The sequence below is a fragment of the Streptomyces fulvoviolaceus genome, assembly GCF_000718165.1.
Lineage (GTDB): Bacteria > Actinomycetota > Actinomycetes > Streptomycetales > Streptomycetaceae > Streptomyces > Streptomyces fulvoviolaceus.
Genome location: NZ_JOEY01000029.1, coordinates 111810 through 137503 on the forward strand (window position 1 = coordinate 111810; position 25694 = coordinate 137503).

Genomic DNA, 25694 nt, shown 5'->3' on the forward strand with positions numbered 1-25694 from the left:
CTCTACTGGGCCCTCAGTCCGAGATGAGCCCCTCCCGCAGCGTCGCCAGCGTCCGGGTCAGCAGCCGGGAGACGTGCATCTGGGAGATGCCGACCTCCTCGCCGATCTGCGACTGGGTCATGTTGGCGAAGAAGCGCAGCATGATGATCTGCCGCTCGCGGGGCGGGAGTTTGGCCAGCAGGGGCTTCAGGGACTCGCGGTACTCGACGCCCTCCAGGGCGGTGTCCTCGTAGCCGAGGCGGTCCGCGAGGGAGCCCTCGCCGCCGTCGTCCTCGGGAGCCGGGGAGTCGAGCGAGGAGGCCGTGTACGCGTTGCCGACCGCGAGGCCGTCGACGACGTCCTCCTCCGACACGCCCAGTACCTGGGCGAGTTCGGGGACGGTCGGGGAGCGGTCCAGCTTCTGGGAGAGCTCGTCGCTGGCCTTGGTGAGGGCCAGGCGCAGCTCCTGCAGGCGGCGCGGGACGCGCACCGACCACGAGGTGTCGCGGAAGAACCGCTTGATCTCGCCGACCACGGTCGGCATCGCGAACGTCGGGAACTCCACGCCGCGTTCGCAGTCGAAGCGGTCGATCGCCTTGATCAGGCCGATGGTGCCGACCTGGACGATGTCCTCCATCGGCTCGTTGCGGGAGCGGAAGCGGGCGGCCGCGTAGCGCACCAGCGGGAGGTTGAGCTCGATGAGGGTGTCCCGGACGTACGCGCGCTCGGGGCTGTTCTCGTCGAGTGCGGCGAGCCGCAGGAAGAGGGAGCGGGACAGGGTGCGGGTGTCGATGGCTCCGGAGGAGACCGGGATGGCCGGGGCCGGTGCGGCCTCGACAGCCGTTACGTCGTCGAGCGCGGGCGCAGCCTCGCTCTTCGTGAGCGTGAGCACCTTCGAGCTGCCCTGGTCTGCGGACATGCCACCCCCTTTGGGTCGCGGGACGGTACGGCCGACGCTCGGTCGAGCAACGTCAGCCTCCACCTGAATACCGGAGCCGAAGCCCCGGCAAACGCTCTTCCCGCAGAATGTCACATGTCGGCAACACGCTGTAGTGACATGTCGACATGTGAGACCCGAATCCGCCCTGGATAAAGGGGGTCTGACGGTATTTCGGCGCAGAAGCGTCGGGAACCGCCCTGGTGAGCGATTACCTCTCCCCGGTTATCCCTCGCTCACGCTTGCGGTTACGGGGAGATCCCGCCCGGACTCGCGCCTGGGGCCGGTTCCTACGCCTCGATCCGGTTCGCGGACCGCAGCCGCTGGAAGCTGCGCGCGAGCAGCCGGGAGACGTGCATCTGGGAGACGCCGAGTTCCGCGCTGATCTGCGACTGGGTGAGATTGCTGTAGTAGCGCAGCAGGAGAATGCGCTGCTCCCGTTCCGGGAGTTGGACCAGCAGGTGACGTACGAGATCGCGGTGCTCGACGCCGTCCAGGGCCGGGTCCTCGTAGCCGAGCCGGTCCAGCAGCCCCGGCAGCCCGTCGCCCTCCTGGGCGGCCTCCAGGGAGGTCGCGTGGTACGACCGCCCGGCCTCGATGCAGGACAGCACCTCGTCCTCGGTGATGCGCAGCCGCTCGGCGATCTCGGCGGTCGTCGGGGTGCGCCCGAAGGAGGTCGTCAGGTCCTCGGTGGCGCCGTTGACCTGCACCCACAGCTCGTGCAGCCGGCGCGGGACGTGCACCGTACGGACGTTGTCGCGGAAGTACCGCTTGATCTCGCCGATGACCGTCGGCATCGCGAAGGTCGGGAACTGCACGCCCCGCTCCGGGTCGAACCGGTCGATCGCGTTGATCAGCCCGATGGTGCCGACCTGGACCACGTCCTCCATCGGCTCGTTGCGGGAGCGGAAGCGGGCGGCCGCGTAGCGCACCAGCGGGAGGTTGGCCTCGATGAGCGCCCCGCGCACCCGGTTGTGCTCCGGCGTGCCCGGCTGGAGCCCCTTGAGCTGGGCGAAGAGCACCTGGGTGAGAGCCCGGGTGTCGGCGCCGCGGCTGCGTGGTGCGGCCGGTGCGGCCGGTGCGGTTTCCGTGGCTGCCACGGCTTCCTGGGGCGGCGCAGTACTGGCCGACACGGTCAACGCCACCTCTTCATCGGTCACCCATCGGTCGACCTGTCGGTCAACTCATCCTTCAAAAGCGGTCATAGCATCACAAGACATGTGCACTGTGTGCAAGCACCGCATAACGCCGTGTTACGCCGTGTTGAGGGGCAAGTTGGGGCACAAGGCGCGGAAAAGCCCCCTGCCGTTCCGGCAGGGGGCTCGAATGCGCGGCGCTCAGACCTCGTAGTCGGCGACCACCCAGGTGGCGAACTCCCGCCACAGGGCGACGCCCGCCTGGTGCGCCGGGTGCTCGATGTACCGCTTCAGGGCGTCCGCGTCCTCGACCGCCGAGTTGATCGCGAAGTCGTACGCGATGGGCCGGTCGCTGATGTTCCAGCCGAGCTCCCAGAAGCGCAGGTCCTCGATCCGGTCACCGAGGCCCCGGAAGGCCGCCTCGCCCGCCACCACCCGGGGGTCGTCGCGCTCGACGCCTTCGTTGAGCTTGAAGAGGACCAGATGGCGGATCATGAGCGCTCCTAGCTACTTCGCCCCGTCGGCGAGCCACGTGAAGAAGTCGCCGATGGCCTTGGCGGCGTCCGATATGCCCTCGAACCCTATCTGGACGTAGTCGGCGGCCTTGCCCGGGTCCGTGATGATCACGTAGAGCACGAAGACCACGACCACGTAGACGGCGACCTTCTTCGAATTCACCGCCACCGCGGCCTCCCCTGTGCCTGCTGTGTCCGTTGTTGGCCGAAACTGCGGCCTGTTCTGGGCGGTGAGTGTAACTTCATGGATCATTTAAGGACCAACGGCCCGCAGGTCCAGGTCCTTTGGAATCCCCGGGCAGGACCGGACCCCACTGCGGGGTGCGCGCCACGGTTTCCCCCGTCAGCGGCGCGTACTTGAGGGTCCGGACGCAAGAAGGGCCCCGTCTCTCGACGGGGCCCTTCTGAAGCGGTAGCGGAGGGATTTGAACCCTCGGTGACTTGCGCCACACTCGCTTTCGAGGCGAGCTCCTTCGGCCGCTCGGACACGCTACCGAGAGAGACCTTACAACAAGGTGGGGCGTGCTCCGAAATCGGTATTCGCCGCTCCGGCGACGGCCCCGGCGACCGTCTCCTCGGCGGTTCCGTCAGCGATTCCGTCAGCGGTTCCGGAAGAACTCCGTGAGGAGCCCGGCGCACTCGTCCGCGAGCACGCCCTCGATCACCTCGGGACGGTGGTTGAGCCGCCGGTCGCGGACGACGTCCCAGAGGGAGCCGGCCGCGCCCGCCTTCTCGTCCCGGGCGCCGTAGACGACACGGTCGACCCGGGACTGCACGAGGGCACCCGCGCACATCGTGCAGGGCTCCAGCGTGACGACCAGCGTGCAGCCGGTCAGCCGCCACTCTCCAGCCTGTGCGGCGGCCCGCCGCAGCGCGAGGACCTCCGCGTGCGCGGTCGGGTCGCCGGTGGCCTCGCGTTCGTTGTGCGCGGCCGCGAGCACGGTCGTGCCGTCCGGGGACAGCACGACGGCGCCCACGGGCACGTCCGCGCCGGCCCGTCCGGCCTCGTCCAGGGCGAGCCGCATCGCGGCCCGCCAGCGGTCGCGTACCGGGTCCGGGGTTTCCGGGGCGGTCGCGGTCAGCGGACGGTCTCCAGGACCTCCGAGGCACCGAGGGCCTCGGCGATCTCGGTGAGCGCGTCCTGGGACAGCGACTTCAGCTCCTTCTCGCTGACGCCCAGGTCGTCGAGGACCGCGGCGTCGCCGACCGGACCGTGCGGCACGGCCTCGGCGGAGCCGCCGCTCGTGGTGTCGTCGTCGTCTTCCTCCTCCTCGTCCTCACCGTCCTCGGTGCCGTCGAGATCGAGGGCGTCCAGGTCGGCGTCGTCGTCATCCGGATCTCTTCCGAGCAGTTCGTCGGTGAGCAGGATCTCGCCGTACGAGCTGCGGGCGGCGGCTGCGGCGTCGGAGACATAGATGCGAGGGTCTTCCTCGCCGTCGATGCGGACGACGCCGAACCACGCGTCCTCCTGCTCGATGAGCACGAGCACCGTGTCCTCGTCGGGAGCGGATTCCCGGGCGAGATCGGCCAGATCCGACAGGGTCTCCACATCGTCGAGCTCTGTGTCGCTCGCTTCCCACCCGTCTTCGGTGCGCGCGAGCAGTGCGGCGAAGTACACCGTGACTCTCCCACTGGTCATAGGCGTGCCGGTTGGGGGTCCCCCCGGCGGAGGTTTCGGGCGGGGAGAGCTGTGCTCCAAGCCCCGCCCACTCGGAATCGTGGCAGAAACAAGGCGTTCAGGGGACGTCTTCGGCACCCTGTGTCCGCCTGTTTTGATCGTCCACCAGCGGGATCGTAGTCCGCCGTCGGCGCGGTGTACGCACATGGGCATTCTCGGGAAGGTCAAGAAAGGGCCGGAGCCCGCGTGTTGCTACCAGCGGAAGGTGCGCATGCGCATGGCGTGACGGAGGCGGGCGGTCTTGGCGCGCCTGGGCTGGACGCGGTCGCGCAGCTCACGGGCCTCGGCCAGGTCGCGCAGGAACTGGGCTCTGCGACGCCTGCGCTCGGCGTCGGTCTCCCGCTGTGACGCGTCCGCTCGGGACTCCTGGTCAGGCATAGGCACACCACCCCGGTCCGTCCCTCCCACTTTCCCTCGGACGGGCGGTTTGATGCCAGCGCGAGCAGTCACGGGGCCCGGCTACTGTTGTGGACATGCGCCTCCACGTCGTCGACCACCCCCTGGTCGCCCACAAGCTCACCACCCTGCGCGACCAGCGCACCGACTCCGCGACGTTCCGCCGTCTCGCCGACGAGCTGGTCACCCTGCTCGCCTACGAGGCCACGCGTGACGTGCGCACCGAACAGGTCGACATCACGACGCCGGTCGCGCGGACCACGGGCGTCAAGCTCTCCTACCCGCGCCCGCTGGTCGTGCCGATCCTGCGCGCCGGCCTCGGCATGCTGGAGGGCATGGTCCGGCTGCTGCCGACCGCCGAGGTGGGCTTCATGGGCATGATCCGCGACGAGGAGACGCTCCAGGCCTCCACGTACGCCACGCGCATGCCGGAGGACCTCTCCGGCCGCCAGGTGTACGTCCTCGACCCGATGCTCGCCACCGGCGGCACCCTGGTCGCGGCGATCCGCGAGCTGATCAAGCGCGGCGCGGACGACGTCACCGCGGTGGTCCTGCTGGCCGCCCCGGAGGGCGTGGAGATCATGGAGCGCGAGCTCGCGGGCACCCCGGTCACGGTGGTCACGGCAGCGGTCGACGACCACCTCAACGAGCACGGCTACATCGTGCCGGGGCTGGGGGATGCGGGCGACCGCCTGTACGGCGCCGCAGAGTAAACGCCCTGGGGGCAAACCCCCCAGGGACGCGGCGCTGTGTCGATGTGCGGCTCCGCCGCGTGGGCGCGACCGGCCACAACGGACGCGCACCCGCAAAACAACAGGCGCCCTACGGCGCCAAGGCGCGCTTCTCAGCAGCTCTGCTTAGAGGAAGTCGGCGTCGGCTGGGGGTTGGTCAGCGCGGCCAGCGCCTTGTCGGCGGCCGCCTTCTTCGTGAGCCCCTTGAACCCCGTGCCGATGACCAGGTCGACATCGGCGCCCTTACGGCTGTCGGCGCGGGCCTCGGCCCCGGCGAGCTGCGTGCCGAGGACCGGCAGCGACATGCTGACGGCGGACGTGCGGCCGAGCAGCAGCCCCGTGCCCTTGACCTTCTTGTCGAACTCCTTGGTCGCGTTGCCCACGTCGCCGATCTTGAAGCCGCGCTTCTTCAGCTCGTCGGCGGTCTTCTTCGCGAGGCCGCTGGTGGGCGTGGCGTTGTAGACGTTGACGGTGATCTGGCCGGGCTTGGGCAGGGCCGCCGCACTCGCGCTCGCGGAAGGGCTCGCCTTCGAGACGCAGTCCGCCTTGGGTCCGGCCGCCGCGGCCTTCTCGCCGCCGCCGGTGAAGACGTCGATGAGCTGCAGGGTGCCCCAGCCGATCAGACTCAGCGCGGCGACGGAGGCCACCAGACCGAACACGAGCCTGCCGCGTCGCCGGGGCCGTCGCATCCGGGGGTACTTGTCTCCCGTGATCCGGTACTTACGGCCCATGCCGGGGGGAGTCAGCATGCTCATGGGCGCAGCGTAGTGCGCCTGAGCGGTGATGCCTACTAAATGATCATTGGACGCCGCGCAGGAGAACCCGAAAGGGTCAACCCTTCACAAGGGCGTCACTCGGTCCCGACTCAGTCCAGCTCGAGCACGCGTGCGTGCAGCACCTGGCGCTGCTGCAGGGCCGCCCGCACCGCGCGGTGGAGGCCGTCCTCGAGATAGAGGTCGCCCTGCCACTTCACGACGTGCGCGAAGAGGTCGCCGTAGAACGTCGAGTCCTCGGCGAGCAGGGTTTCCAGGTCGAGCTGGCCCTTGGTCGTCACGAGCTGATCGAGGCGGACCGGGCGCGGCGCGACGTCCGCCCACTGCCGGGTGCTTTCCCGGCCGTGGTCGGGGTACGGCCGGCCGTTTCCGATGCGCTTGAAGATCACACGGAAAGCCTACCGGTCAAGACCTTCCGGGCGCAGCCATGGCGACGGAGTGCGAGGCTGGAAAAGATGCCGTAAAAGGTGCAAAAAGGGAGCAGGGGTCTGACATGAGCGACCGAGAGACCGTGCCCGGGGCCATGACCGGTCCCCCGACGGGCATGAAGCCCGGGTCCATGCCGGAGGCAAAACCCGCCCCCGCCGCCCCCGAGGCCCCCGGAAGCGCTCCCGCCCTGCCCCGGCCGGCCCTGGAGATCGCCTCCGGCTACGCCTTCACCGGCCCCGCCCTCGATCTGGGCGCCCTGCTCTGGGACGGTACCTGCCTCCCGGACGCGCAGATCCGGATCCCCCTGCCCATGCTCAACCGGCACGGCCTGGTCGCGGGCGCCACCGGCACCGGCAAGACCAAGACGCTCCAACTGATCGCCGAGCAGCTCTCGGCGCAGGGCGTGCCCGTGTTCCTGGCGGACATCAAGGGTGACGTGTCCGGGATCTCGGCGCCGGGGCAGCCGAACGAGAAGGTGCAGGCCAGGGCCTCGGACGTGCACCAGCAGTGGACGGCCACCGGCTTCCCCGCCGAGTTCTACGCCCTCGGCGGCCTCGGCCACGGCATCCCCGTCCGGGCCACGATCACCAGCTTCGGCCCGGTCCTGCTGTCCAAGGTGCTGCAGCTCAACCAGACCCAGGAGCAGTCCCTCGGCCTGATCTTCCACTACGCGGACCAGAAGGGCCTGGAGCTGATCGACCTCAAGGACCTCAGGGCGGTCGTCGCCTTCCTGACCTCCGACGAGGGCAAGGCGGAACTCAAGAACATCGGCGGGCTGTCCACCGCCACGGCCGGCGTGATCCTCCGCTCCCTCACCGCCTTCGAGGCGCAGGGCATGGCCGACTTCTTCGGGGAGCCGGAGTTCGACACGAGCGAGCTGCCGCGCACGGCCGGGGACGGCCGTGGGATCGTGTCGGTCCTCGAACTGCCCGCGGTGCAGGACAAACCGCAGCTCTTCTCGACCTTCCTGATGTGGCTGCTCGCCGACCTCTTCCACGACCTCCCCGAGGTCGGTGACGCCGACAAGCCGAAGCTCGTCTTCTTCTTCGACGAGGCGCATCTGCTGTTCAACGGGGCGTCCAAGGCCTTCCTCGACTCGATCACGCAGACCGTCCGCCTGATTCGCTCGAAAGGAGTCGGCGTCTTCTTCGTGACTCAGACTCCGAAGGACGTACCCGCCGACGTCCTCGCCCAACTCGGCAACCGCGTCCAGCACGCGCTCAGGGCTTTCACGCCGGATGACCAGAAGGCGTTGAAGGCGACCGTGAAGACCTTCCCCAACTCCGCCTACGATCTGGAGGAGCTGCTCACCGGGCTCGGCACGGGCGAGGCCGTGGTCACCGTCCTCAGCGAGAAGGGCGCCCCGACACCCGTCGCCGCGACCCGGCTGCGCGCCCCCGAGTCCCTGATGGGCCCGATCGACGCCGCCGCCCTCGACGAGGCGGTCAGGTCCTCGCAGCTCCACGGCCGTTACGCACAGGCTGTGGACAGAGAGTCGGCGTACGAGAAGCTCAGCGAGGCGCGCGGGGCCAAAGGGCCCGACGAGATGAAGCAGCAGAAGGCGCCGAAGCCCAAGGACGACCCCTCCGTCGTGGAGCAGGTCGTGGGCAGCGGCATGATCAAGTCCCTCGCCCGTTCCCTGGGCACCCAGATCGGGCGTGAGATCACCCGCTCGGTCTTCGGGACGGCGCGGCGGAGACGGTAGCCACCGGGGCCCCGCCTCCGCCGACCGGTCAGCGGCCCCGTTCCTTCGGGGGCGGCTGCGGCCTGTCGTCCTTCATCTGCGGTTTCGGTGTGTTGCGGGCGGCTTCGGCGCGCAGCAGCGCGCGCAGGATCGCGTACGGGTCAACGGGCATGTCTGTGTTCCTTGCGTCGTACCGATGGACCGGAGGGGTGCCGGTCGGGTCAGCAGCGCAGGACCACCGTGCGCAGGGCGAGCAGGGTGTACGGCGGCCCCGGCGGCGCGGGGAGGGGGCGGCCCTCCGGGACGCCGGGCGCCGGGTCGGGGCGGGGTGCGGGGCGCAGGGGTACGGCGGCCCGGGCGGCGCTGCGGGCCACAGGCCTGAGAACGGTGTCGAGGACGTCGTACTCGATCGTCTCGCCGGAGACGGGCAGGGCGGGTGCCGTGTGGACGCCGGTGTGCGCGCCCGGCACCAGCAGGGCGACGAGCAGCACGAGGGCCCGCAGCCAGGTGCGGATGCGCGGGAGGCCTCGTGCGGTGCTCACGGGGGTCATCTCCCCGTCGGCCCCACGGCGTTCATCGCCTCGGAGGCGAACTCCGCTCGCTCGGCGTAGCCGCGGGCCCCGGTGCTGACGGCGTTCACAGCGTGCGCGGGACCTGCTGGGCGCGGCCGCGCATCGTCAGCGCGGTGACGATCTCGACGACGCCGACGACGACCAGCCAGATGCCGCCGACCAGGGTGAGTACGGCGACCGACTCGAACGGCGAGTCGATCAGCACGACGCCGCCGACGAAGGTGACGATCCCGAGGAAGATCTGCCAGCCCCGCGCGGGCATCGAGTGGTCGGAGAAGGCGGCCAGGGTCTGGGTGATGCCGCGGATCAGCCAGCCGATGCCGATCCACAGGGCGAGCAGCAGGATCGACTGCATGGGGCCGCGGAAGCAGAACAGGCCCAGCAGGATCGACAGGGCGCCGCTGATGAAGGCGAGGACCCGCAGCGAGGTCGTCTTGTGGGTGCCGAAGGCGGAGACGAGCTGGAAGACGCCGCTGAGGACGAGGTAGAGGCCGAAGAGGACGCCGGCCGCGAAGAGTGAGGCGCCCGGCCAGACGAGGACCAGGACACCGAGGATCAGGGACGCGACGCCCGTGAGCAGCACGACCTGCCAGGCGGCGCGGGAGAGGGCGTGCAGGGGGCCCTCGAAGGGCGGCTCCGGTTCGTGCGGGCCCGGCGCGTGTCCGGTGGCGGAGTGGACCTTGCGGTCGTCGTACTCCGGGCCCCAGGAGGAGCCGGTCGGTGCCTCGGTCATGGTCCATGCTTGGACCGGCCGTGAGCGGCCCGCCACCTGGGACGGGCCGGCCGACTGACTTCTACTTGGCCTTGGCCGCCTTCGCCGCCGCCTTCATCTCCTGCTTGTGCGCCCGCACCTTGGTCAGTGACTCGGGCCCGGTGATGTCGGCGACGGAGCGGAAGGACTTCGGCTCGCCGTACGCCCCGGTGGCCTCGCGCCAGCCCTTGGGCTGCACGCCGAGCTGCTTGCCGAGCAGGGCCAGGAAGATCTGGGCCTTCTGCTTGCCGAAGCCGGGCAGTGCCTCGAGGCGCCTGAGCAGCTCACGGCCGTCGTCGACGCCCTTCCAGACGAGCTCGGCCCGACCGTCGTAGTGCTCGACGAGGTACTGGCACAGCTGCTGGACGCGCTTGGCCATCGACCCTGGGTAGCGGTGCACGGCCGGCTTCTCGGAGAGCAGGGCGGCGAAGGCCTCCGGGTCCGTCACGGCGATCTCGTGTGCGTCCAGGTCGTCGGCACCGAGCCGGTCGGCGATGGTGCGGGGGCCCTTGAACGCCCACTCCATCGGAACCTGCTGGTCCAGCAGCATCCCGACCAGCGCGGCGAGCGGGGAGCGCCCGAGGAGCTCGTCGGCCTCGGGGTCCTGGGCGAGGTGAAGGGTGACGTCCATGACCCCGATCATGCCCCGGCCGGCGTCAGAGCTCCACGTGGACGCCGGGCAGCGCGGCGCCGAAGCGGGCGTCGCCGTTGCGCACGGTGATGCCGGCGCTCTTGCCCGGGATGTCGAACGAGCCGCCCTTGACGGGCCCGGTGCTCGCGCCGCGGGCGGTCCACAGCAGGCCGTCGGTGTTCTCGCCGGGCACGCCGACGACGGCCTCGGCCCTGCCGTCCCCGGTCAGGTCGGTGAGGTGGACGGCGGCGCCGAACTCGTCGCCCGCCTCGGCGGTGTCGGGCACGCTCGCCGTGTTCTGGGTGTAGGCGGCGGCCTTCGCGGTGGTCGGACCGGCGGCGGAACCGCGCAGCAGGACGGCCGTACCCGCCCACGCGCGCGTGCCGACGCCCTCGCCGGGGGAGCCGACCAGGACGTCGGCGTATCCGTCGCCGTCGACGTCCCCGATGCCCAGCGACCAGCCGAACCGGTCGCCCTTCTCGGCGGTGCCGGGGACGCCCCCGGTGGCCTGGTGGAAGACCTTCGGCTTCTGGCCGGCAGTGATGCCCTGGGCGCTGCCGTACAGGACCTGGATCTCACCGCCCTTGCGCGCGGCACCGGCGGAGTCGTCCGCGATGCCGGTGATCAGGTCGCCGTATCCGTCGCCGTTGACGTCGCCGATCTGTCCGGTGTGGCCGTCGGCGTACGGCAGCTTCAGGGGCCAGTTGTCCATGGTCTCGTCGACGGAGGTGCCGCGCCGGTCGAGCCACACCGGGCCGCGCCCGTCGCCGTCGGTGGGGCCGGGCAGCCAGAACCGCTCGGCCCGGCCGTCGCCGTTGACGTCGCCCATGACGACCCCGAGGGCCATGCCCATGCGCGGCTCGCGATAGGTGGAGGCCGCCGTGCCGGTGCGCTTGAACGGGCCCGTGTAGGAGGCGCCCTCGCAGCGGGAGCCGACGGTGAGCTCGGGAGCGCCGTCGCCGTCCATGTCGCCCGTGGCCAGGGACATCCCGAAGCCGCAGTACGTCATGCCGTCGCCGAAGCCGGCGGGCGGGGCGAACGCGGTGGCGCCCTTCAGCCCGCCGGAGCCGCCCCAGACCACGGTCACGGTGCCCCGGCTCCGCTTGCTGCCGACGTCCTCGCCCGGCGCGCCGACGATCAGGTCGGCGTACCCGTCGCGGTCGAGGTCGGCGCTGGTGACCGCCGTACCGAACTCGTCGCCCAGCTCGGCGGTGCCGGGGATGCCGGAGGTGTTCTGGGTGACGACCGTGCGCCGCGTGGCGCTCACCGACGACTTGGAGCCGTACAGCACGACCACCGAACCGGCCTCCGCCACACTGCCGTTGGCCGCGCCCGGCGCGCCGACCGCCAGGTCCCGGTACCCGTCCCCGTTGAAGTCGTCCTGTACGGCGGCCGTGTTGGCGCCCTTGTACGGCGCGGCGGCGGACGACGTGACGGGGGTGAGCGTGACGGCGACGGACGCGGTGAGCACGGCGGCCGCCATGACTGCTCTGCGCAACGGGACTCCTCGACTCAGGAAACAGGCGTCCCAGTGGACCCACAGGCCACTCAAAGGGTTGTACCCACACTTGAATTGAGCCTCAGGAGGCCCGCCAGTACCCCAGCGCGTGCACCCGCTCCTTGGGCATGCCGAGCTCCTTGCGGACGTACGACGACAACGCCCGGGTCGTCCGCGTGTCGCAGCCGATCCAGACGTACGCGTCCGGGTGGGCCTTCAGCAGGTCGGGCAGGTCCGCCTTCACCTGGGCGACCAGGTGGGCGCCGGAATCGAGCCGGAGCACCCGGCGCACCTGAGGCCCTGCCGTGTGCCGGGCCGGGTCGGCGCGGAAGGGGAGGTCGTCGCCGCCGCCCTCGAACCAGACGGTCGCCGGGGCCGGATCCAGCGCGCCGAGCAGGGAGTTGATGGCGGGCAGGGAGGCCGGGTCGCCGATCGCGACGACGTGTGAGGGGCCGGGGTCGGGCCGGTCGAAGCCCGTGCCGTGGACGGTCGCCTCGATCGTGTCGCCGGGCTGTGCCGTCCGCGCCCAGTCGCTGGCGCACCCCTCGTGCAGGGCGAACTCCAGGCTGAAGGTGTCGGCCTCGGGGTCCGGGTCGACCAGGGTGTAGGCGCGCTGGTGCGGCCGGCCCGCGTTGCTGAACCAGAGCCGGACCCACATGGTCGGGTGGACGCCGGTCTCCGCGAGCATGCCGCCGTCGGTGAGGCGGACGCGCCGGTACTGCCCGGTGGCGTCCTCCGCGCCGGTCACGGTGAACACGAAGTCCTTCGCGCGCAGCAGTTTGAGGACCGCGCCCTCCCAGCCGTGACCCTGCCCCATCGCGCTTTCACCCCTCGCGTACGATTTCCTCACCAATCTGCTTCTAGTTAGGTAAGCCTAACCTAAAAGAAAGAGGGGGTGCAGGGTGGTCAGCGAGATCCATCGTGACGCCTGGGGGATACCCCACCTCCGCGCGGGCAGCGCGCGTGAACTCGCCCGTGTCCAGGGCCGCGTGACCGCCCGCGACCGGGCCTGGCAGCTGGAGGTCGAGCGGCACCGCGCGCAGGGCACCTCGGCCTCCTTCCTCGGCACCGACGCCCTCGCCTGGGACGCCTTCGCGAGACGGGCCCGCCTCGACGACACGGCGAAACGTTCCTTCGAAGCCCTGGAGCGACGGGACCCGGAGACGGCCGACTGGGTCCGGGCCTACGTCGACGGCGTCAACGAGGAGCTGGCCGCCGACAGCGCCGCCCCGGAGTTCGCCCGTGTCGGCCTCACCCCCGGCCGCTGGCAGCCCTGGACCCCGCTCGGCGTCTGGCTCGCCACCCACATCCTCTTCGCCGGCTTCCCGGCCAAGCTCTGGCGCGAGCAGGCCGTACGGCACCTGGGCCCCGAGGCCGTCGGCCTGTTCGCCACCGACGGGCCCGGCACCTCCGGCAGCAACGGCTGGCTGGTGAGCGGGGAGCGCACCACGACCGGGCAGGCCGTCATCGCCGGCGACCCGCACCGCTTCATCGAGGACCCCGGCGTCTACCAGCAGATCCACCTCTCCTGCCCCGAGTTCGACGTCGTCGGCCTCGCCGTCCCCGGCATCCCCGGCATCGCCCACTTCGGCCACACCGGCACGGTCGCCTGGGCCATCACCAACGCCATGGCCGACTACCAGGACCTCTACCGGGAACGGCTGCGGCGCACCGGCGTCGGCGTCGAGGCCCTCGGCCCGGACGGGGTCTGGCGGCGGGCGTCCCGGCACACCGAGACCGTGGAGGTGGCGGGTTCCGCGGGGGAGGAGACCGTCGAGGTCGAGGTGATCGAGACGGAGCGGGGGCCGGTCATCGCCGGCGGCCCGGAAGGCCTCGACGACGGCACCCCGCTCGCCGTCAGCCTCCGCTACCCGCCTCGCGTCACCGAGGACCTCGGCTTCAGCGCCCTCCTTCCCCTTCTCCGCGCCCGCCGGGTCGCCGACGTGGACCGTGCCTTCGACGTGTGGGCCGAGCCCGTGAACGTCGTCCAGGCCGCCGACACCGAGGGCGGCCTGCTGCACCGCGTCGCCGGCCGCGTGCCGGTCCGCTCCGAGGCAAACCGCACCCGGCTGGTCCCCGCCTGGGAGCCCGGTCACGAGTGGCGGGGATGGCACGAGACGCCCCGCGCCGGCCTCACCGACGGCATCGCCGTGATGGCCAACCAGCGCGGCCCGGCCACCCCCCTCGGCGTCGAGTTCGCCCCGCCGCACCGCGCCGACCGCATCACGGCCCTCCTCACGGAGAAGGACCACTGGTCGCCCGCCGACATGCCGGTGATCCACATGGACACACAACTGGCTTCCGCCGGGCCCCTGTTGGCGTGCGTGGCCGCTCTGGAGGACCTCAGCCCCGAGGGTGACCGCCTGAAGGACACCCTCCTGCGCTGGGACCGCCGTATGGACGCGGACAGCACGGACGCGGCGCTGTACGCGGCGGTGCGCAGTGCCGTCGTACGACAGCTCGCGGCGCACCCGGCGTTCGCCGCGCTGACCACCGCGCCCGCCTACCCGGAGGTCCTCCTCCCCTGGCTCAACCTCGTCCCGCGCATCGGCTTCGCCCTCGAACACCTGCTGCGGGCCGAGGAGTTGTACGGCATCGATCGTGCGGAGGCCGTCCGGGTGGCCGTGGAGGAGGTGGCCGCAGAGGAGCCTGTGCCGAGGTGGGGCGAGACGCACCGCCTGTTCTCCTGGCGGGCGTTGCCCGATACCGCGGAGGAGCGGCCAGAACTGTCCGGCGACCACGACTGCGTGCTGTGCACCACGGCCGTGCCGGGCTGGAGCGACATGGCCGCGCGCGGTCCGGCCGCCCGTTACGTGTGGGACCTGGCCCGGCGCGAGGACAGCCTCTGGGTGGTGCCGTTCGGCGCCTCGGGCCTGCCCGGCTCGCCGCACAACCGTGATCAACTGCCCTTGTGGCTCAGGGGAGATCTCGTCCCGGTCGTCACCGACTTCGACCAGTTCAGCAAGGAGAGCGATGTCTGACACCTACGTCCATGCGGAGGACGTCGACGGCTTCGGCACCGTCCGCATCCGCACCCTCGATGCGAAGGCCGACGCCGAAGCGGTGCACGGCTGGGTGAGCGAGGAGCGCGCCTCCTTCTGGGGCATGAACGGCCTCACGCGGGAGCAAGTGGCCGAGATCTACGCCCACATGGACACCCTCGACACCCACCACGCCTTCCTGCTGGAGAAGGACGGCGAACCGGCCGGCCTGCTCCAGACCTACGAGCCGGAGGCCGACCGCGTCAGCGAGTGCTACGAGGTCGAGCCGGGTGACATCGGCATCCACCTCCTCCTCGCCCCCGCGGGGGCGGGCGGCGCGCGGTCCGGCTGGTCGTCGGCGCTGCTGACCGCCGTCACGTCGTACGTCCTGGTGGGCCTGGACCGGAAGCGCGTCGTGGTCGACCCCGACGTACGCAACGAGAAGGCCGTCGCCCGCTTCCTCGGGCAGGGCTTCGCGGCCGGCGAGAAGGTCGTCCTGCCGGAGATCGACATCCCGGATGTCTTCCTGCCCGAGAAGCACGCCCAACTGGCCTTTCTGACAAGGGAGGTAGCCTTCCCGGCGTGACCCCGGATGACCTCGTCGCCCACTACGGACTGGAACCGATACCGCGCGAGGGCGGCCTGTTCCGCCAGACCTGGGCGGGCCCTTCGCGCGCGGACGGCCGGCCGGCGGGCACCGCCATAGTCGCCCTGCTGACCGCCGACGACTTCTCCGCCCTGCACCGCCTCACCGGCGACGAGGTCTGGCACTACTACCTCGGCGCCCCCCTGGACCTTCTGCTCCTCGCCCCGGACGGCACGACCGCGACCCCCGTCCTGGGGCCGGACATACTCGCCGGCCAGCACCCCCAGTTCACCGTGCCCGCGGGGACGTGGATGGGGGCCAGGAGCCGCGGCGCCTGGACGTTCTTCGGCTGCACCATGGCCCCCGGCTTCACCTACGGGGACTACGAGCACGGGGACGCGCTCTCGCTGGCGGCGCGTTATCCGGGCGAGGCCGACCGGATCGCGGGACTGTGCCGTCCATGAGACTCCTCGAAGGACAGGTCGCCCTGGTCACGGGCGCGGGCGGCGGCATCGGGCGGGGGATCGCGGTGCGGTTCGCCGAGGAGGGGGCGGCGGTCGCGGTGCACTGTCGTACGGCGGTGGCGGCGGCGCGTGAAGTGGCCTCCGCCGTACGGGACTTGGGCGCCCGGGCCGTCGTTCTGCAAGCGGACCTGACCGACGAGGGCGCCTGTCACCGGCTGGTGGGCGAGGCGGCCGAGTGGGGCGGCGGGCGGCTGACGGCGCTGGTCAACAACGCGGGGGTGCAGCCGACGCGGGCGCTGCCCGGGATGACGGCGGCGGAGTGGCGGGCGGTCGTGGACACCAATCTGACGAGCGTGTTCGCGTGCACGCAGGCGGCGGCGGAGGTGATGCAGCCGGGCGGTTCCATCACCCACATCGCGTCCGTCGAGGCGAGCCACCCGGCCCCCGACCACGCCCACTACTCGGCGTCCAAGGCGGCCGTCGTGATGCACGCGCGGGCGGCGGCCCTGGAGTACGGCCCGCTCGGCATCCGCGTCAACACGGTCTCGCCCGGGCTGATCGACCGGGACGGGCTGGAGGAGGCCTGGCCGGAGGGGGTGCGGCGGTGGCGTGCCGCGGCGCCCCTGGGCAGGCTGGGGCGGCCGGAGGACGTGGGCGACGCCTGCGTGTTCCTGGCCTCGCCGCTCGCGTCCTGGGTCACCGGGCAGGACCTGGTCGTGGACGGAGGGGTGTCGGCGCGGCCGACGTGGTGAGCGGCACGGGGGTGTGGCAGCCGCGGTGAGTGTTCCGAGATCCTCCTCCGTACCTATCCGGGAGGCGGCAAGTCCGACGACGGAGAACTGACGTGAGGTGTGACGGTGAGCGCAGTGGAAGCCGAGATGTCCGAGGCCCCCGAGGCCTTATCCGCCGTCGGGACTCCGGCGGTCTTCGCGGCTTCTTCGGCTTCCGGGACTCCGGCGGCTTCTTCGGCTCTCAAGGTTCCCTCGACGACGGGGACTCCGGCGGCTTCTTCGGCTCTCAAGGTTCCCTCGACGACGGGGACTCCGGCGGCTTCTTCGGCTCTCAAGGTTCCCTCGACCACCGGGACTCCGTCGGCATCCTCGGCCCCCACGCCTTCCTCGGCCCCCTCGGCTTCCCCGGGCACCGAGGCTCCGTCGGTGCTCGCAGCCCCCTCGGACCCCGAAGCTTCCGCGGGCTTCAAGGGCTGGTGCTGTTGGGCACCGTGCTGGTCCTGCTCGTCCTCGGCGGCGCGGGAACGGCGTCGGCCCACGCAGCCCTCCGAGGGACCGACCCCGAGGACGGAAGCGTCGTCAAGTCCGCCCCCCGCCACCTCACCCTGACCTTCACCGAGTCCGTCGGCCTGCTCGACGACTCCTTCCGCGTCCTGGGCCCCGACGGCCGGCGCGTGTCGGGCGTCGGCGACGCCGAACACGCGCCGGACAGCTCGGACACGGCCCGGGTGACACTGCCCGCGAAGCTGGCCCAGGGCACGTACACGGTGGGCTGGCGCGTGGTGTCCGCCGACAGCCACCCGGTCTCGGGCGCCTTCACCTTCTCCGTCGGCAAACCCTCCCCGGCCGCGGCGGTGGTGGACACGGGCCCGGTCGAGAACCCGGCCACGGCCGGCCTCTACAAGATCGCCCGCTACCTCGCCTACCTCGCCGCGGCCCTGCTCATCGGCACGGCGGTCTTCGTCACGGCCTGCCGTCCCCCGGAGCCGCACCGGCTGCGCAGGCTCCTGTGGGCGGGCTGGTGGACGCTGCTCGGCTCGACGCTCGTCCTACTGGTGCTGCGGGCGCCGTACGAGACCGGGACGGCGCCGACTTTCGATGCCTCGGCCTTCGAACGCACGCTGACCGGCCGCCCGGGCGCGGTCCTGCTGATCCGCCTGGCCCTGCTGGCGCTGACGGCCCTCTTCCTCGTACGACTGCTGCGGCGGGAGTCCTGGTCGCGCGGGTGGCTGGCGACGGGCACCGCGCTCGCGGTGGCCCTGGCGCTGACCTGGGCAGCCGCCGAGCACGCGTCCGCCGGGATCCAGGTGCCGGTGGCGATGACCTCGGCCGCCCTGCACGTCCTGGCGATGGCGGTCTGGCTGGGCGGCCTCACGGCCCTGGTGACGACGCTGTACCGCACGTCTGCCATGCCGCTCTTTGTCGTCACCCGCTTCTCTCGGCTGGCCTTCACCTCCGTCACCGTCCTCGTCGTCACCGGCGTCTACCAGTCCTGGCGGGGCCTCGGCTCCTGGAACGCCTTCACCGACACGACGTACGGCCGTCTCCTGGTCGCCAAGCTGGCCGCGGTGGCGCTGGTGCTGACGGCGGCGGCCTGCTCACGGCGGTGGACGGCGAGGCTGGTGGCGGCGGAGGCCGAGACGGTCGTACGGGAACGGGTGCCGGAGACGGTGGGCGGCCCGCCGCAGCCTCCCGCGGAGCCGGTCGTTCCGTCGCAGACTTCGCACCCCCACCAGCGCAACCTGCGCCGTTTCGTCCTGACCGAAGTCGCCGTCGGCGTCGTGGTGTTGGTGATCAGCACGGTGCTGAGCGGCACCCTGCCGGGCAGGGCGCAGGCCGAGGCGGCCGAGTCGGCTCCGGCGGCCGGGCCTGCCGTGGCCTCCGTCACTAACATCCCCTTCTCCGTGGGGTCCGCCAGCGGCAGGGTGCAGATCACCATCGACCCGGCCCGCACCGGCGAGAACTCGGTCGAGGCCGTCGTCCTCACCCGCGACGGCGGCTTCGCCATCGTCCCCGAACTCCGCCTCTCCTTCACTCTCCCGGCCAAGGACCTGGGCCCGATCGACGCCGAACTGAAGGACAAGGGCGGCTACTGGGCCACGAACTCCCTCACGCTCCCCCTCGCCGGCGACTGGACGATGAAGGCGACGATCAGGGTGTCGGAGATCGACCAGGTGAGTGAGTCGAAGACGGTGAGGATCGTGGGGTAGGGCGTCCGACAACCGAGTGAACGTGTCCTATCGACTGCCCTCCCGAGTCCCCTCCCGACCCTCCTCGATCGCCTCGCGGAGATGACGGACCGCTTCGTGCACCGCGCTGTCGGCGAGGTTGCCGTACCCGAGGACCAGGCCGTGATCGGCGTGGTCCTCGGTGGCGTGGTAGGCGGCCAGGTCGGCGACGCGCAGCGAGCGGGCGGCCGCCGCTCTGACCACGGCCGCGGTGTCCACGGTGGCGGGCAGGCGGAGGATCAGGTGGAGGCCGGCCGCGATGCCGGAGACAGGGGTGCCGGGCAGCTGGTCGGCGAGGGCCTGGACGAGGGTGTCGCGACGGTTGCGGTAGCGCTTGCGGCAGGCCCGGAGATGACGGTCGTAGGCGCCTGATTCGAGCAGTGCGGCGAAGGCGAGCTGGTCGAGGGTCGAGGGCTGCGTCGCCGCCTGGTCGGCCCGGTGCAGGTGCTCGGTCCAGCGGGGCGGTGCCACCATCCACCCGATGCCGAGCGCCGGGGACAGGATCTTGCTGAGCGACTTGAACAGGACGACCCGGGACGGGTCCATGCCCTGAACGGCGGCGACCGGACGACGGTCGTAGCGGAACTCCGCGTCGTAGTCGTCCTCCAGTACGACGCCGTCCACCTGGCGGGCCCAGTGCAGCAGGGCGGCCCGCCGCTCGGGGACGAGCACGGTACCCAGGGGGAACTGGTGCGCCGGAGCCGTCAGTACGGCCCGCAGGCCCGGGTGCCCGGCGAGCTCGTCGGTGCGCAGGCCGCCGCCGTCCGCGCGGAGGGGCACCGGTTCCAGGCCCGCGGCGCCGATCACCTCGCGCAGCCGGGTCCAGCCCGGCTCCTCGACGCCGACGGCGGTGATGCCGTCGGCGCGCAGGGCGTGGCAGATGCGCCGTACTCCGTCGGTCACGCTCGTGCACACCGTCACGTCCTGCGGGGTCGCGGAGACGCCACGGGAGCGATGCAGGTACTCGGCGAGCAGCCGCCTGAGCCGGAGGTGACCGCCGGGCGGCGGATAGCCGAACTCCGTGAACGCCGCGGTCGTCACCTGGGCGCGGACGGCGTCGGCCCACCGTCGGCGCGGAAACGCGCGCAGGTCCGGCAGGCCGGGTGCGAGGTCGAAGCGGGCCACGGGGTCCTGGCGTGCCGCGCGGCGCCGGGAGTCGGCGTCGGGGGCGTTGGACCAGCGCACCCGGGTGGCGGAGCCGGTCCGGGCCTCCAGGTATCCCTCGGCGACGAGTTGGCCGTACGCCTCGGTCACCGCCCAGCGCGAACACCCGAGGTCGGCGGCGAGCTGCCGGCTGGGCGGCAGCGCGGTGCCGACCTCGATACGGCCGTCCCTGATCGCCGCGCGCAGTGCCCGCTTCACCCGCTCGTGCAGCGGTCCGTCGCCGGGCCGGCCCAGGTGGAGCAGGAGATCCCCTGCCAGATTGGTCTGTGAAACCGGCATGGCATTGGACAGTAGCAGCGAGCCATTTCTCGTTAGCTTCGGTAAGTACCCATCCACAGATGCGTGAGGAGGATGTCGTGGCTTCCGTGAGGCGCTCACTGCCGGCCCGGCCCCACCCGTTGCTCCGCGGCGTGTTCGACGACTGGTACGCCAAGGCCGGTGCCCTGTCCGCGCTGCCGGACGCACCGGTCGTGCCGGACGACGCCCGGCGGCGGTGGCCTGCGTGGGATTGGCTGCAGTCCCGCTTCTGACGGGGTGCCGACGGGCCGTGGCGGAGGGGACGAGATCCCTTGGCCGCACGGTCCGTTCGGCTTGTCCGAGGAGTAGGCTCGAAGTACCGAGGACACTTCGCGCACCGGCTTCCACGCCCGTGTCGTCCTCGGCGATCCAATATGCCGGGCCGGTTGCGGCCGGCCCGGGGCAGGGCTCGCGTCATGACTGCGACCGTTTCCTCCGCGCCGACACTCGAAGACCGGTCCTCCTCCTCTCTCCGTCTGTCCCTGGCTCCCGTCGGTCCCGCCCCGGCTCTGCTGGACGGTGCCTGGTGGCCCCGCTCCCGCGACATGGCAGCGGAACTCCCTTCCCTGACCGCCGTACTGGATCCGCTGTGGGGCCGGATCACCCGGATCACGGTGAATCCCACCCACTGGCCGGTCGTCCCGCGCAAGGTGCCCGTCGCCGGGCACGTGGTGAAGGTGGGCTGGTTCCTCCCCGAGCAGGACCCGCACGAACTGCTGCTGCTCTCGTACCACCTGGGCCGCTGGAACCTCCTGGTGGTCCCGCCGCAGACGCCCCCCGTCACAGCCGCCTGGCTGATGGCCGCCGCGAGCGACCCGCTGGGCACGTCGACCGCGAGCCGGTTGATGGAGGAGGCGGCCCGCCTGCGGACGGTGTCCGAGACCGACCGGTCAGTGGAGGCGGTCTGGGACTCCGAAGGCGGGCACGAGGCCCGCGATCGGGCCGTACGTCCACGGATACCGGCCGTCACCGCCGCGCTGCCGTATCAGCCGATGGGGAGGTGAGGACCATGGAGACGTTCGTGACGGTGGTCGTGATCCTGGTGGTGATCGCCCTCGGGTTGTTCTTCCTCCACCAGCTCAAGTCGCAGGGCAGCGACACCACCGGTTCCTTCCACTACGGCCGCTCCGGAACGCCTCTCCCGGGCCCGGCGCCACGGAAGCCGCGCGGGCACGGGCGGACGCGGCGCCACATCCGCAAGAGAGCCGTGTGACCGACCGGCACTTACCGCACCCCCGCAGCCCGTGACCCCGGCCGCAGCACCGCACCTGACAGGCCGGGGTCTTCCTGTGCCGCGTTCGCGAACGCGGTCTGCCGGACCGGCCGTTCACTCCGCCACCGCGCCCCCGTCTCGGCGGAACATCCGGACGGGGACGGGTCGTCCGAACCGAGGAACCATGCCCCTTCCCCAGCTGAACGTCTACCGGCACGACCGCGGCACCCGCGCTCTGATCACCCTCGCGGGAGAGATCGACCGGGCCACAGCCCCGCTCGTCCGCACCGCCCTGGCGGCATGCCTGCACGACGGCATCCGCACCGCCGACGTCGACCTCACGACGGTCACCTTCTGCGACGCCGGCGGACTCGACGCCTTCCTCGCGGCATCCCGGCCGGCTGCCGATGCCGGGATGACCCTGCGACTGCACTACCCGCCGTGGGGCATGGCCCGCGTCATCGAGATCACCGGCACCGGTTTCCTGCTGCGTGACCGGGTTCCCGTCGCCGCGGGCGGTGCGCTGTGACGGCCCCGTCGCAGCGTGCTGGAGGCACACCGTCCACCGTGAGCGGGGTACGCCTGCGCCGGCTGAACCGCTGGCAGGTCGAGACCGTGCGGGAGGACCTGGCCGACCTGTACGTGGAGTCCTCCCGGGCAGAGGCGGGCGAGGAGCACCGGGGCCGGGAGGCGTTCCTGGGGCGGCTCGCCGGTGACGTCCGGCGGCTCGGGTTCTCGCTGCTGATCGCGGAGGACACGGCCTTCGTCGGGTGCGCCTACGGTTTCCCGGTACCGCGCCAGGGGACATGGTGGCAGGGGTTCGACGGGCCCCTCCCGCAGAGCGTCGAACAGCTCACCGCCTCCGGACACGTCTTCGCGATCACCGAGATCGTGGTGCACCCCCATACGGACGACCAGGAAGACCTCGCCCGCAAGCTCCAGGAACGGCTGCTCACCCACGACCACGCCTCGCTCGGCGCGACGACTGTGGACCAGACCGACGCCGTGGCCTTAGACGCCTTCCTGTCGTGGGGATGGCAGGACATCGGGGCGATCCGCCGCCCGTCGGACCCCGCGACACTACGGACCCTGGTCCTCCCTCTCGAACCACGCACGCCCACCCGCCCGGACGGCCTCACTCACGAGCACCGCACCCAGCGACCCGACTGAGCCGGGCGAGGTCGAAGGGCCCCACCGCGAACGGTGACGTCCGTTTCGTGATCACGTGAGTCCGAGGAGGGCGAGCGGTCGGCTGGCGTCGCGGGCGTTGTGCCGGAGGTCGGCGGCGATGCCCGGCCCTTTCCGCGCTGCAAGGACGGGGTCTTGCGGTGGGGGCACGCTCGCAGGTCGCGAGCGTCGGCAGGGACGGTGCGGTGCAGGTCGACCGGAATCTGCTCAACGGCTGCTCAACGGCTGCTCAACGGGGTCGGGACGGTGCTGCGGGTGATCGGCGATCCATGTCCACGCGGCCCACATGCCGTGTCACGGGCCGGTGGTGCCAGGCGTTTTCACGCCTGCCCTGGGGCACGTCATCCGCCGGCGGCGTCCTCGGCCTCCCAGCGCAGCAGGTCGCCCGGCTGACACTTGAGCACCTCGCAGAGCGCGGCGAGCGTCGCGAAGCGTACCGCCTTGGCGCGGCCGTTCTTGAGTACCGCCAGGTTGGCGGGCGTGATCCCTACCCGGTCCGCGAGCTCGCCCACGGACATCTTCCGTCTGGCCAGCATCACGTCGATGTCGACGGTGATCGGCATCAGATCACCTCGTCCAACTCGGCCTGCATCTGCGCTGCTTCGACGTCGCGCGCGACGGCCTGGGCTAGCAGCATCCGCAGCACGAGCACGATGAGCGCGACCCCCAGGATGGCCAGGCCGATCCCGCCCATGATGACGGTGACGCCCGGGTCGTCCCGCTGGCCCGGCGCATTGATGGCCGTGACCGTGAACCACACGAGGGCAGCCGCCACGATCGCGCCGATCACGCCGTCCACGTACCGGAAGGCGGCGTGGGAGAACACGGTTCCGCGTCGCACCATCGTCACCAGCCGCCATACGCAGACCAGGGCTACCTGCGCCGACATCATGCCCAGGATCATGATCACGCGCAGCGGGGTCAGCGGGAGCGACCCGTCCTCAGGGTCGCTCCCGCTGACCAACGCCCACACCATCAATGCCTGCACGAACACGGTGCCGGCGAGCACCACCGCGAGCACGGCGCGCAGCGCACGCACTGTCAGCTTTCCCACGACCCATCCTTCCATCGATTCACGATGGGAATCTATCGAATTTCGATAGGTGAAGCAAGGGCGGGGCGGAGGGTGGGTGGCGGCTTCGCGCCGTGGTGGGACGCCGCCGCCCCCTCCGATGGCATTCGCGCGAACCGTCCTGGCCTTGTCGTGATCGCGCTGTCGCTCTGATCCGCTGTCGGCGCTTCACCGACAGCGGCACCAATGCCGGACAACGACGAAGGGCCCCACCGCGAACGGTGGGGCCCTTCGACATCGTGCCCGGTGAGGCACTGGCGGAGGATACGAGATTCGAACTCGTGAGGGGTTGCCCCCAACACGCTTTCCAAGCGTGCGCCCTAGGCCACTAGGCGAATCCTCCGCCGCAAACAATACAAGACGTTGAGGAGTGCTCGCGAACTCGTTCCCCCTGGCCGGCATCGGGTACTGTTGGCGCAGCCCCTCACGCGGCGCTATCTGACTGAACTCCCCCAGGGCCGGAAGGCAGCAAGGGTAGGTTGGCTCTGGCGGGTGCGTGGGGGGCGCTTGCGTTCCCGGGCGGGTTCAGGCGGACCTGGTTGTCAGTGGGCGCCTATAACCTCGTATGCGTGTCGTCTCTCGCGCTGTACCGCCGCTATCGCCCGGAGTCGTTCGCCGAGGTCATCGGGCAGGAGCATGTGACCGACCCGCTGCAGCAGGCGCTGCGGAACAACCGGGTCAATCACGCGTACCTGTTCAGTGGTCCGCGCGGCTGCGGCAAGACGACCAGCGCGCGCATCCTGGCGCGGTGCCTGAACTGCGAGCAGGGGCCCACGCCGACGCCGTGCGGAGAGTGCCTGTCGTGCCGTGACCTGGCGCGCAACGGGCCCGGTTCCATCGACGTCATCGAGATCGACGCCGCTTCCCACGGTGGTGTGGACGACGCCCGTGAGCTGCGTGAGAAGGCCTTCTTCGGGCCCGCGAGCAGCCGGTACAAGATCTACATCATCGACGAGGCCCACATGGTCACGTCGGCCGGCTTCAACGCCCTGCTGAAGGTCGTCGAGGAGCCCCCGGAGCATCTGAAGTTCATCTTCGCGACCACCGAGCCCGAGAAGGTCATCGGGACCATCCGGTCACGAACGCATCACTATCCCTTCCGGCTCGTGCCTCCCGGGACCCTGCGCGAGTACCTCGGCGAGGTCTGCGGTCACGAGAACATGGCCGTCGAGGAGGGTGTGCTGCCGCTGGTCGTGCGGGCCGGGCAGGGGTCCGTGCGTGACTCCATGTCCGTCATGGACCAGCTGCTCGCCGGGGCGAAGGAGGAGGGTGTGACGTATGCCATGGCCACCTCCCTGCTCGGGTACACCGACAGCTCGCTCCTCGACTCCGTCGTCGAGGCCTTCGCCACCGGTGACGGGGCCGCCGCCTTCGAGGTCGTCGACCACGTCATCGAGGGGGGCAACGACCCCCGGCGCTTCGTCGCCGACCTGCTGGAGCGGCTGCGGGACCTGGTGATCCTCGCCGCCGTCCCGGACGCCGCCGACAAGGGGCTCATCGACGCTCCGGCCGACGTCATCGAGCGGATGCAGGCCCAGGCCGGCACCTTCGGCGCCGCCGAACTCAGCCGCGCCGCCGACCTCGTCAACACCGGTCTGACCGAGATGCGCGGCGCCACCTCGCCCCGTCTCCAGCTGGAACTCATCTGCGCGCGCGTGATGCTCCCCGCCGCGTACGGGGACGAGCGGTCCGTGATGGCCCGCCTCGACCGCATCGAGCGGGGCGTCAACTTCTCGGCGGGCGGCGGTGCTCCTTCGGTGGGGTACGTACCCGGGCCCGAGGCACACGGAGGAGCGGCGGTGGCTGCTGCTCCGGTTCCGCCGGGGGGCGGGGTGGCCGCGGCTCGGGCCGCGGTGCGGGGTTCGGGGGCGCCGGTGAGTGGCCAGGGCGGAGCAGGGGCTACGGCGGACTCGGTGCCGTCTGCTGCTCCGACCGCGCCCGCAGGTCCGGTCTCCGGTCCTCCCGGTGCTGGCGCCGGTCAGCACGAGCAGCCTCCACAGCCCGCACCCGCACCCGCACCCGCACCCGCACCCGCGCCCGCGCCCGCGCCAACCCCCACC

The 25694-nt window shown here is 71.4% G+C and carries 31 protein-coding genes, 2 tRNA genes and 1 other RNA gene; 14 read left to right on the forward strand and 20 right to left on the reverse strand.

Features of this window, described 5'->3' with window-relative positions; all coding sequences use genetic code 11:
• Positions 1-13: 13 nt before the first annotated feature.
• The 8 genes from IG08_RS0129980 to IG08_RS0130015 all read right to left on the reverse strand — a co-directional run bounded on the left by IG08_RS0129980 (position 14) and on the right by IG08_RS0130015 (position 4623).
• Positions 14-898, reverse strand: a complete 885-nt coding sequence (locus IG08_RS0129980) for an RNA polymerase sigma factor SigF (protein WP_030609251.1) — start codon at positions 896-898, stop codon at positions 14-16.
• Positions 899-1206: 308 nt separating this feature from the next.
• On the reverse strand, positions 1207-2061 hold the full coding sequence (locus tag IG08_RS0129985) for an RNA polymerase sigma factor SigF (RefSeq protein ID WP_030609254.1): 855 nt from the start codon (positions 2059-2061) through the stop codon (positions 1207-1209).
• Positions 2062-2253: 192 nt separating this feature from the next.
• On the reverse strand, positions 2254-2547 hold the full coding sequence (locus IG08_RS0129990; RefSeq protein ID WP_030609256.1) for a Dabb family protein: 294 nt from the start codon (positions 2545-2547) through the stop codon (positions 2254-2256).
• Between the two features lie 12 nt (positions 2548-2559).
• Positions 2560-2736, reverse strand: coding sequence for a hypothetical protein (locus tag IG08_RS60755; RefSeq protein ID WP_030609258.1), 177 nt, complete (start codon positions 2734-2736; stop codon positions 2560-2562).
• A gap of 241 nt (positions 2737-2977) precedes the next feature.
• A tRNA-Ser gene (locus IG08_RS0130000) sits at positions 2978-3062 on the reverse strand.
• Positions 3063-3166: 104 nt separating this feature from the next.
• On the reverse strand, positions 3167-3592 hold the full coding sequence (gene tadA / locus IG08_RS0130005) for a tRNA adenosine(34) deaminase TadA (RefSeq protein ID WP_030609260.1): 426 nt from the start codon (positions 3590-3592) through the stop codon (positions 3167-3169).
• 53 nt (positions 3593-3645) lie between these two features.
• Entirely contained in the window at positions 3646-4185 is a 540-nt protein-coding gene (locus tag IG08_RS0130010) for a tRNA adenosine deaminase-associated protein (RefSeq protein ID WP_030609262.1), read from the reverse strand.
• A gap of 252 nt (positions 4186-4437) precedes the next feature.
• The gene (locus IG08_RS0130015) at positions 4438-4623 is read right to left on the reverse strand and encodes a hypothetical protein (RefSeq protein WP_030609265.1); all 186 of its coding nucleotides are present in this window, start codon (positions 4621-4623) and stop codon (positions 4438-4440) included.
• Between the two features lie 95 nt (positions 4624-4718).
• Between IG08_RS0130015 and upp the strand changes: the two genes are divergently transcribed.
• Positions 4719-5354, forward strand: a complete 636-nt coding sequence (upp, locus tag IG08_RS0130020; protein ID WP_030609268.1) for a uracil phosphoribosyltransferase — start codon at positions 4719-4721, stop codon at positions 5352-5354.
• Between the two features lie 131 nt (positions 5355-5485).
• Here the strand turns inward: upp and IG08_RS0130025 are convergent, their stop codons facing one another.
• Both IG08_RS0130025 and IG08_RS0130030 read right to left on the reverse strand, forming a co-directional pair.
• On the reverse strand, positions 5486-6127 hold the full coding sequence (locus IG08_RS0130025) for a LytR C-terminal domain-containing protein (RefSeq protein ID WP_234343006.1): 642 nt from the start codon (positions 6125-6127) through the stop codon (positions 5486-5488).
• A 110-nt stretch (positions 6128-6237) separates the two neighbouring features.
• Complete coding sequence (locus IG08_RS0130030; RefSeq protein ID WP_003999914.1) at positions 6238-6534, reverse strand: type II toxin-antitoxin system VapB family antitoxin; 297 nt, start codon at positions 6532-6534, stop codon at positions 6238-6240.
• A gap of 104 nt (positions 6535-6638) precedes the next feature.
• Here IG08_RS0130030 and IG08_RS0130035 point away from each other — a divergent pair, with 104 nt between their 5' ends.
• Positions 6639-8279: a helicase HerA-like domain-containing protein gene (locus tag IG08_RS0130035; protein WP_030609274.1), complete on the forward strand. Its 1641-nt coding sequence runs from the start codon at positions 6639-6641 to the stop codon at positions 8277-8279.
• 28 nt (positions 8280-8307) lie between these two features.
• Here the strand turns inward: IG08_RS0130035 and IG08_RS62555 are convergent, their stop codons facing one another.
• From IG08_RS62555 to IG08_RS0130065, 6 genes are all read right to left on the reverse strand, one after another.
• Positions 8308-8430 carry a hypothetical protein gene (locus IG08_RS62555; RefSeq protein WP_261725000.1) on the reverse strand — a complete coding sequence of 41 codons (123 nt, stop codon included), beginning with the start codon at positions 8428-8430 and terminating at the stop codon, positions 8308-8310.
• A gap of 49 nt (positions 8431-8479) precedes the next feature.
• Positions 8480-8809 carry a hypothetical protein gene (locus tag IG08_RS0130045; protein ID WP_052424931.1) on the reverse strand — a complete coding sequence of 110 codons (330 nt, stop codon included), beginning with the start codon at positions 8807-8809 and terminating at the stop codon, positions 8480-8482.
• 85 nt (positions 8810-8894) lie between these two features.
• Entirely contained in the window at positions 8895-9563 is a 669-nt protein-coding gene (locus tag IG08_RS0130050) for an HdeD family acid-resistance protein (protein ID WP_030609283.1), read from the reverse strand.
• A gap of 61 nt (positions 9564-9624) precedes the next feature.
• On the reverse strand, positions 9625-10212 hold the full coding sequence (locus tag IG08_RS0130055; protein ID WP_030609286.1) for an HhH-GPD-type base excision DNA repair protein: 588 nt from the start codon (positions 10210-10212) through the stop codon (positions 9625-9627).
• A 25-nt stretch (positions 10213-10237) separates the two neighbouring features.
• Positions 10238-11710 (reverse strand): FG-GAP-like repeat-containing protein, encoded by a 1473-nt coding sequence (locus IG08_RS0130060; protein ID WP_030609289.1) that lies wholly within the window; start codon positions 11708-11710, stop codon positions 10238-10240.
• 82 nt (positions 11711-11792) lie between these two features.
• Positions 11793-12527, reverse strand: a complete 735-nt coding sequence (locus IG08_RS0130065; protein WP_030609291.1) for a siderophore-interacting protein — start codon at positions 12525-12527, stop codon at positions 11793-11795.
• Between the two features lie 85 nt (positions 12528-12612).
• Between IG08_RS0130065 and IG08_RS0130070 the strand changes: the two genes are divergently transcribed.
• The 5 genes from IG08_RS0130070 to IG08_RS0130090 all read left to right on the forward strand — a co-directional run bounded on the left by IG08_RS0130070 (position 12613) and on the right by IG08_RS0130090 (position 18682).
• Positions 12613-14691, forward strand: coding sequence for a penicillin acylase family protein (locus IG08_RS0130070; RefSeq protein ID WP_030609293.1), 2079 nt, complete (start codon positions 12613-12615; stop codon positions 14689-14691).
• Positions 14684-15277, forward strand: coding sequence for a GNAT family N-acetyltransferase (locus tag IG08_RS0130075; RefSeq protein ID WP_030609296.1), 594 nt, complete (start codon positions 14684-14686; stop codon positions 15275-15277). Before IG08_RS0130070 ends, IG08_RS0130075 begins: the two co-directional genes overlap by 8 nt.
• Positions 15274-15741, forward strand: coding sequence for a cupin domain-containing protein (locus IG08_RS0130080; protein ID WP_030609298.1), 468 nt, complete (start codon positions 15274-15276; stop codon positions 15739-15741). Before IG08_RS0130075 ends, IG08_RS0130080 begins: the two co-directional genes overlap by 4 nt.
• Positions 15738-16493 carry an SDR family NAD(P)-dependent oxidoreductase gene (locus IG08_RS0130085; protein ID WP_030609302.1) on the forward strand — a complete coding sequence of 252 codons (756 nt, stop codon included), beginning with the start codon at positions 15738-15740 and terminating at the stop codon, positions 16491-16493. Before IG08_RS0130080 ends, IG08_RS0130085 begins: the two co-directional genes overlap by 4 nt.
• Before the next feature lie 455 nt (positions 16494-16948).
• A complete protein-coding gene (locus tag IG08_RS0130090) occupies positions 16949-18682 on the forward strand; it encodes a copper resistance CopC/CopD family protein (protein ID WP_030609307.1) in 1734 nt (577 codons plus the stop codon).
• Between the two features lie 27 nt (positions 18683-18709).
• On the opposite strand, the gene pdxR is transcribed toward IG08_RS0130090, so the two are convergent.
• The gene (pdxR, locus tag IG08_RS0130095; protein WP_030609310.1) at positions 18710-20143 is read right to left on the reverse strand and encodes a MocR-like pyridoxine biosynthesis transcription factor PdxR; all 1434 of its coding nucleotides are present in this window, start codon (positions 20141-20143) and stop codon (positions 18710-18712) included.
• 77 nt (positions 20144-20220) lie between these two features.
• Between pdxR and IG08_RS60265 the strand changes: the two genes are divergently transcribed.
• The 5 genes from IG08_RS60265 (at position 20221) to IG08_RS0130120 (ending at position 22544) form a co-directional block, all read left to right on the forward strand.
• On the forward strand, positions 20221-20394 hold the full coding sequence (locus tag IG08_RS60265) for a hypothetical protein (RefSeq protein WP_158812294.1): 174 nt from the start codon (positions 20221-20223) through the stop codon (positions 20392-20394).
• Between the two features lie 183 nt (positions 20395-20577).
• Positions 20578-21165 (forward strand): DUF5994 family protein, encoded by a 588-nt coding sequence (locus tag IG08_RS0130105; protein WP_030609313.1) that lies wholly within the window; start codon positions 20578-20580, stop codon positions 21163-21165.
• Positions 21166-21170: 5 nt separating this feature from the next.
• Positions 21171-21374 carry a hypothetical protein gene (locus IG08_RS54545; RefSeq protein WP_043455538.1) on the forward strand — a complete coding sequence of 68 codons (204 nt, stop codon included), beginning with the start codon at positions 21171-21173 and terminating at the stop codon, positions 21372-21374.
• Positions 21375-21558: 184 nt separating this feature from the next.
• Positions 21559-21903 carry an STAS domain-containing protein gene (locus IG08_RS0130115; RefSeq protein ID WP_043455541.1) on the forward strand — a complete coding sequence of 115 codons (345 nt, stop codon included), beginning with the start codon at positions 21559-21561 and terminating at the stop codon, positions 21901-21903.
• 38 nt (positions 21904-21941) lie between these two features.
• The gene (locus IG08_RS0130120) at positions 21942-22544 is read left to right on the forward strand and encodes a hypothetical protein (RefSeq protein WP_234343008.1); all 603 of its coding nucleotides are present in this window, start codon (positions 21942-21944) and stop codon (positions 22542-22544) included.
• A 359-nt stretch (positions 22545-22903) separates the two neighbouring features.
• Here the strand turns inward: IG08_RS0130120 and IG08_RS0130125 are convergent, their stop codons facing one another.
• The 3 genes from IG08_RS0130125 to IG08_RS0130135 all read right to left on the reverse strand — a co-directional run bounded on the left by IG08_RS0130125 (position 22904) and on the right by IG08_RS0130135 (position 23977).
• A complete protein-coding gene (locus tag IG08_RS0130125) occupies positions 22904-23125 on the reverse strand; it encodes a helix-turn-helix domain-containing protein (RefSeq protein WP_030609318.1) in 222 nt (73 codons plus the stop codon).
• Positions 23125-23616, reverse strand: coding sequence for a DUF2975 domain-containing protein (locus IG08_RS0130130; RefSeq protein WP_030609320.1), 492 nt, complete (start codon positions 23614-23616; stop codon positions 23125-23127). Before IG08_RS0130130 ends, IG08_RS0130125 begins: the two co-directional genes overlap by 1 nt.
• A gap of 273 nt (positions 23617-23889) precedes the next feature.
• Positions 23890-23977: transfer RNA gene (locus IG08_RS0130135), tRNA-Ser, on the reverse strand.
• A gap of 72 nt (positions 23978-24049) precedes the next feature.
• Here IG08_RS0130135 and ffs point away from each other — a divergent pair.
• Positions 24050-24148: signal recognition particle sRNA small type (gene ffs, locus IG08_RS56440), an RNA gene on the forward strand.
• 55 nt (positions 24149-24203) lie between these two features.
• A partial coding sequence (locus tag IG08_RS0130140; RefSeq protein WP_043455545.1) for a DNA polymerase III subunit gamma and tau occupies positions 24204-25694 on the forward strand: 1491 nt, incomplete at its 3' end.

Coding starts and splice junctions, on each gene's coding strand:
- IG08_RS0129980 (WP_030609251.1), bottom strand. CDS start 898: ATGTCCGCAGACCAGGGCAGCTCGAAGGTGCTCACGCTCACGAAGAGC.
- IG08_RS0129990 (WP_030609256.1), bottom strand. CDS start 2,547: ATGATCCGCCATCTGGTCCTCTTCAAGCTCAACGAAGGCGTCGAGCGC.
- tadA (WP_030609260.1), bottom strand. CDS start 3,592: ATGCGGCTCGCCCTGGACGAGGCCGGACGGGCCGGCGCGGACGTGCCC.
- IG08_RS0130015 (WP_030609265.1), bottom strand. CDS start 4,623: ATGCCTGACCAGGAGTCCCGAGCGGACGCGTCACAGCGGGAGACCGAC.
- upp (WP_030609268.1), top strand. CDS start 4,719: ATGCGCCTCCACGTCGTCGACCACCCCCTGGTCGCCCACAAGCTCACC.
- IG08_RS0130025 (WP_234343006.1), bottom strand. CDS start 6,127: ATGAGCATGCTGACTCCCCCCGGCATGGGCCGTAAGTACCGGATCACG.
- IG08_RS0130035 (WP_030609274.1), top strand. CDS start 6,639: ATGAGCGACCGAGAGACCGTGCCCGGGGCCATGACCGGTCCCCCGACG.
- IG08_RS62555 (WP_261725000.1), bottom strand. CDS start 8,430: ATGCCCGTTGACCCGTACGCGATCCTGCGCGCGCTGCTGCGCGCCGAA.
- IG08_RS0130045 (WP_052424931.1), bottom strand. CDS start 8,809: ATGACCCCCGTGAGCACCGCACGAGGCCTCCCGCGCATCCGCACCTGG.
- IG08_RS0130050 (WP_030609283.1), bottom strand. CDS start 9,563: ATGACCGAGGCACCGACCGGCTCCTCCTGGGGCCCGGAGTACGACGAC.
- IG08_RS0130055 (WP_030609286.1), bottom strand. CDS start 10,212: ATGGACGTCACCCTTCACCTCGCCCAGGACCCCGAGGCCGACGAGCTC.
- IG08_RS0130065 (WP_030609291.1), bottom strand. CDS start 12,527: ATGGGGCAGGGTCACGGCTGGGAGGGCGCGGTCCTCAAACTGCTGCGC.
- IG08_RS0130075 (WP_030609296.1), top strand. CDS start 14,684: ATGTCTGACACCTACGTCCATGCGGAGGACGTCGACGGCTTCGGCACC.
- IG08_RS0130085 (WP_030609302.1), top strand. CDS start 15,738: ATGAGACTCCTCGAAGGACAGGTCGCCCTGGTCACGGGCGCGGGCGGC.
- pdxR (WP_030609310.1), bottom strand. CDS start 20,143: ATGCCGGTTTCACAGACCAATCTGGCAGGGGATCTCCTGCTCCACCTG.
- IG08_RS0130105 (WP_030609313.1), top strand. CDS start 20,578: ATGACTGCGACCGTTTCCTCCGCGCCGACACTCGAAGACCGGTCCTCC.
- IG08_RS54545 (WP_043455538.1), top strand. CDS start 21,171: ATGGAGACGTTCGTGACGGTGGTCGTGATCCTGGTGGTGATCGCCCTC.
- IG08_RS0130115 (WP_043455541.1), top strand. CDS start 21,559: ATGCCCCTTCCCCAGCTGAACGTCTACCGGCACGACCGCGGCACCCGC.
- IG08_RS0130125 (WP_030609318.1), bottom strand. CDS start 23,125: ATGCCGATCACCGTCGACATCGACGTGATGCTGGCCAGACGGAAGATG.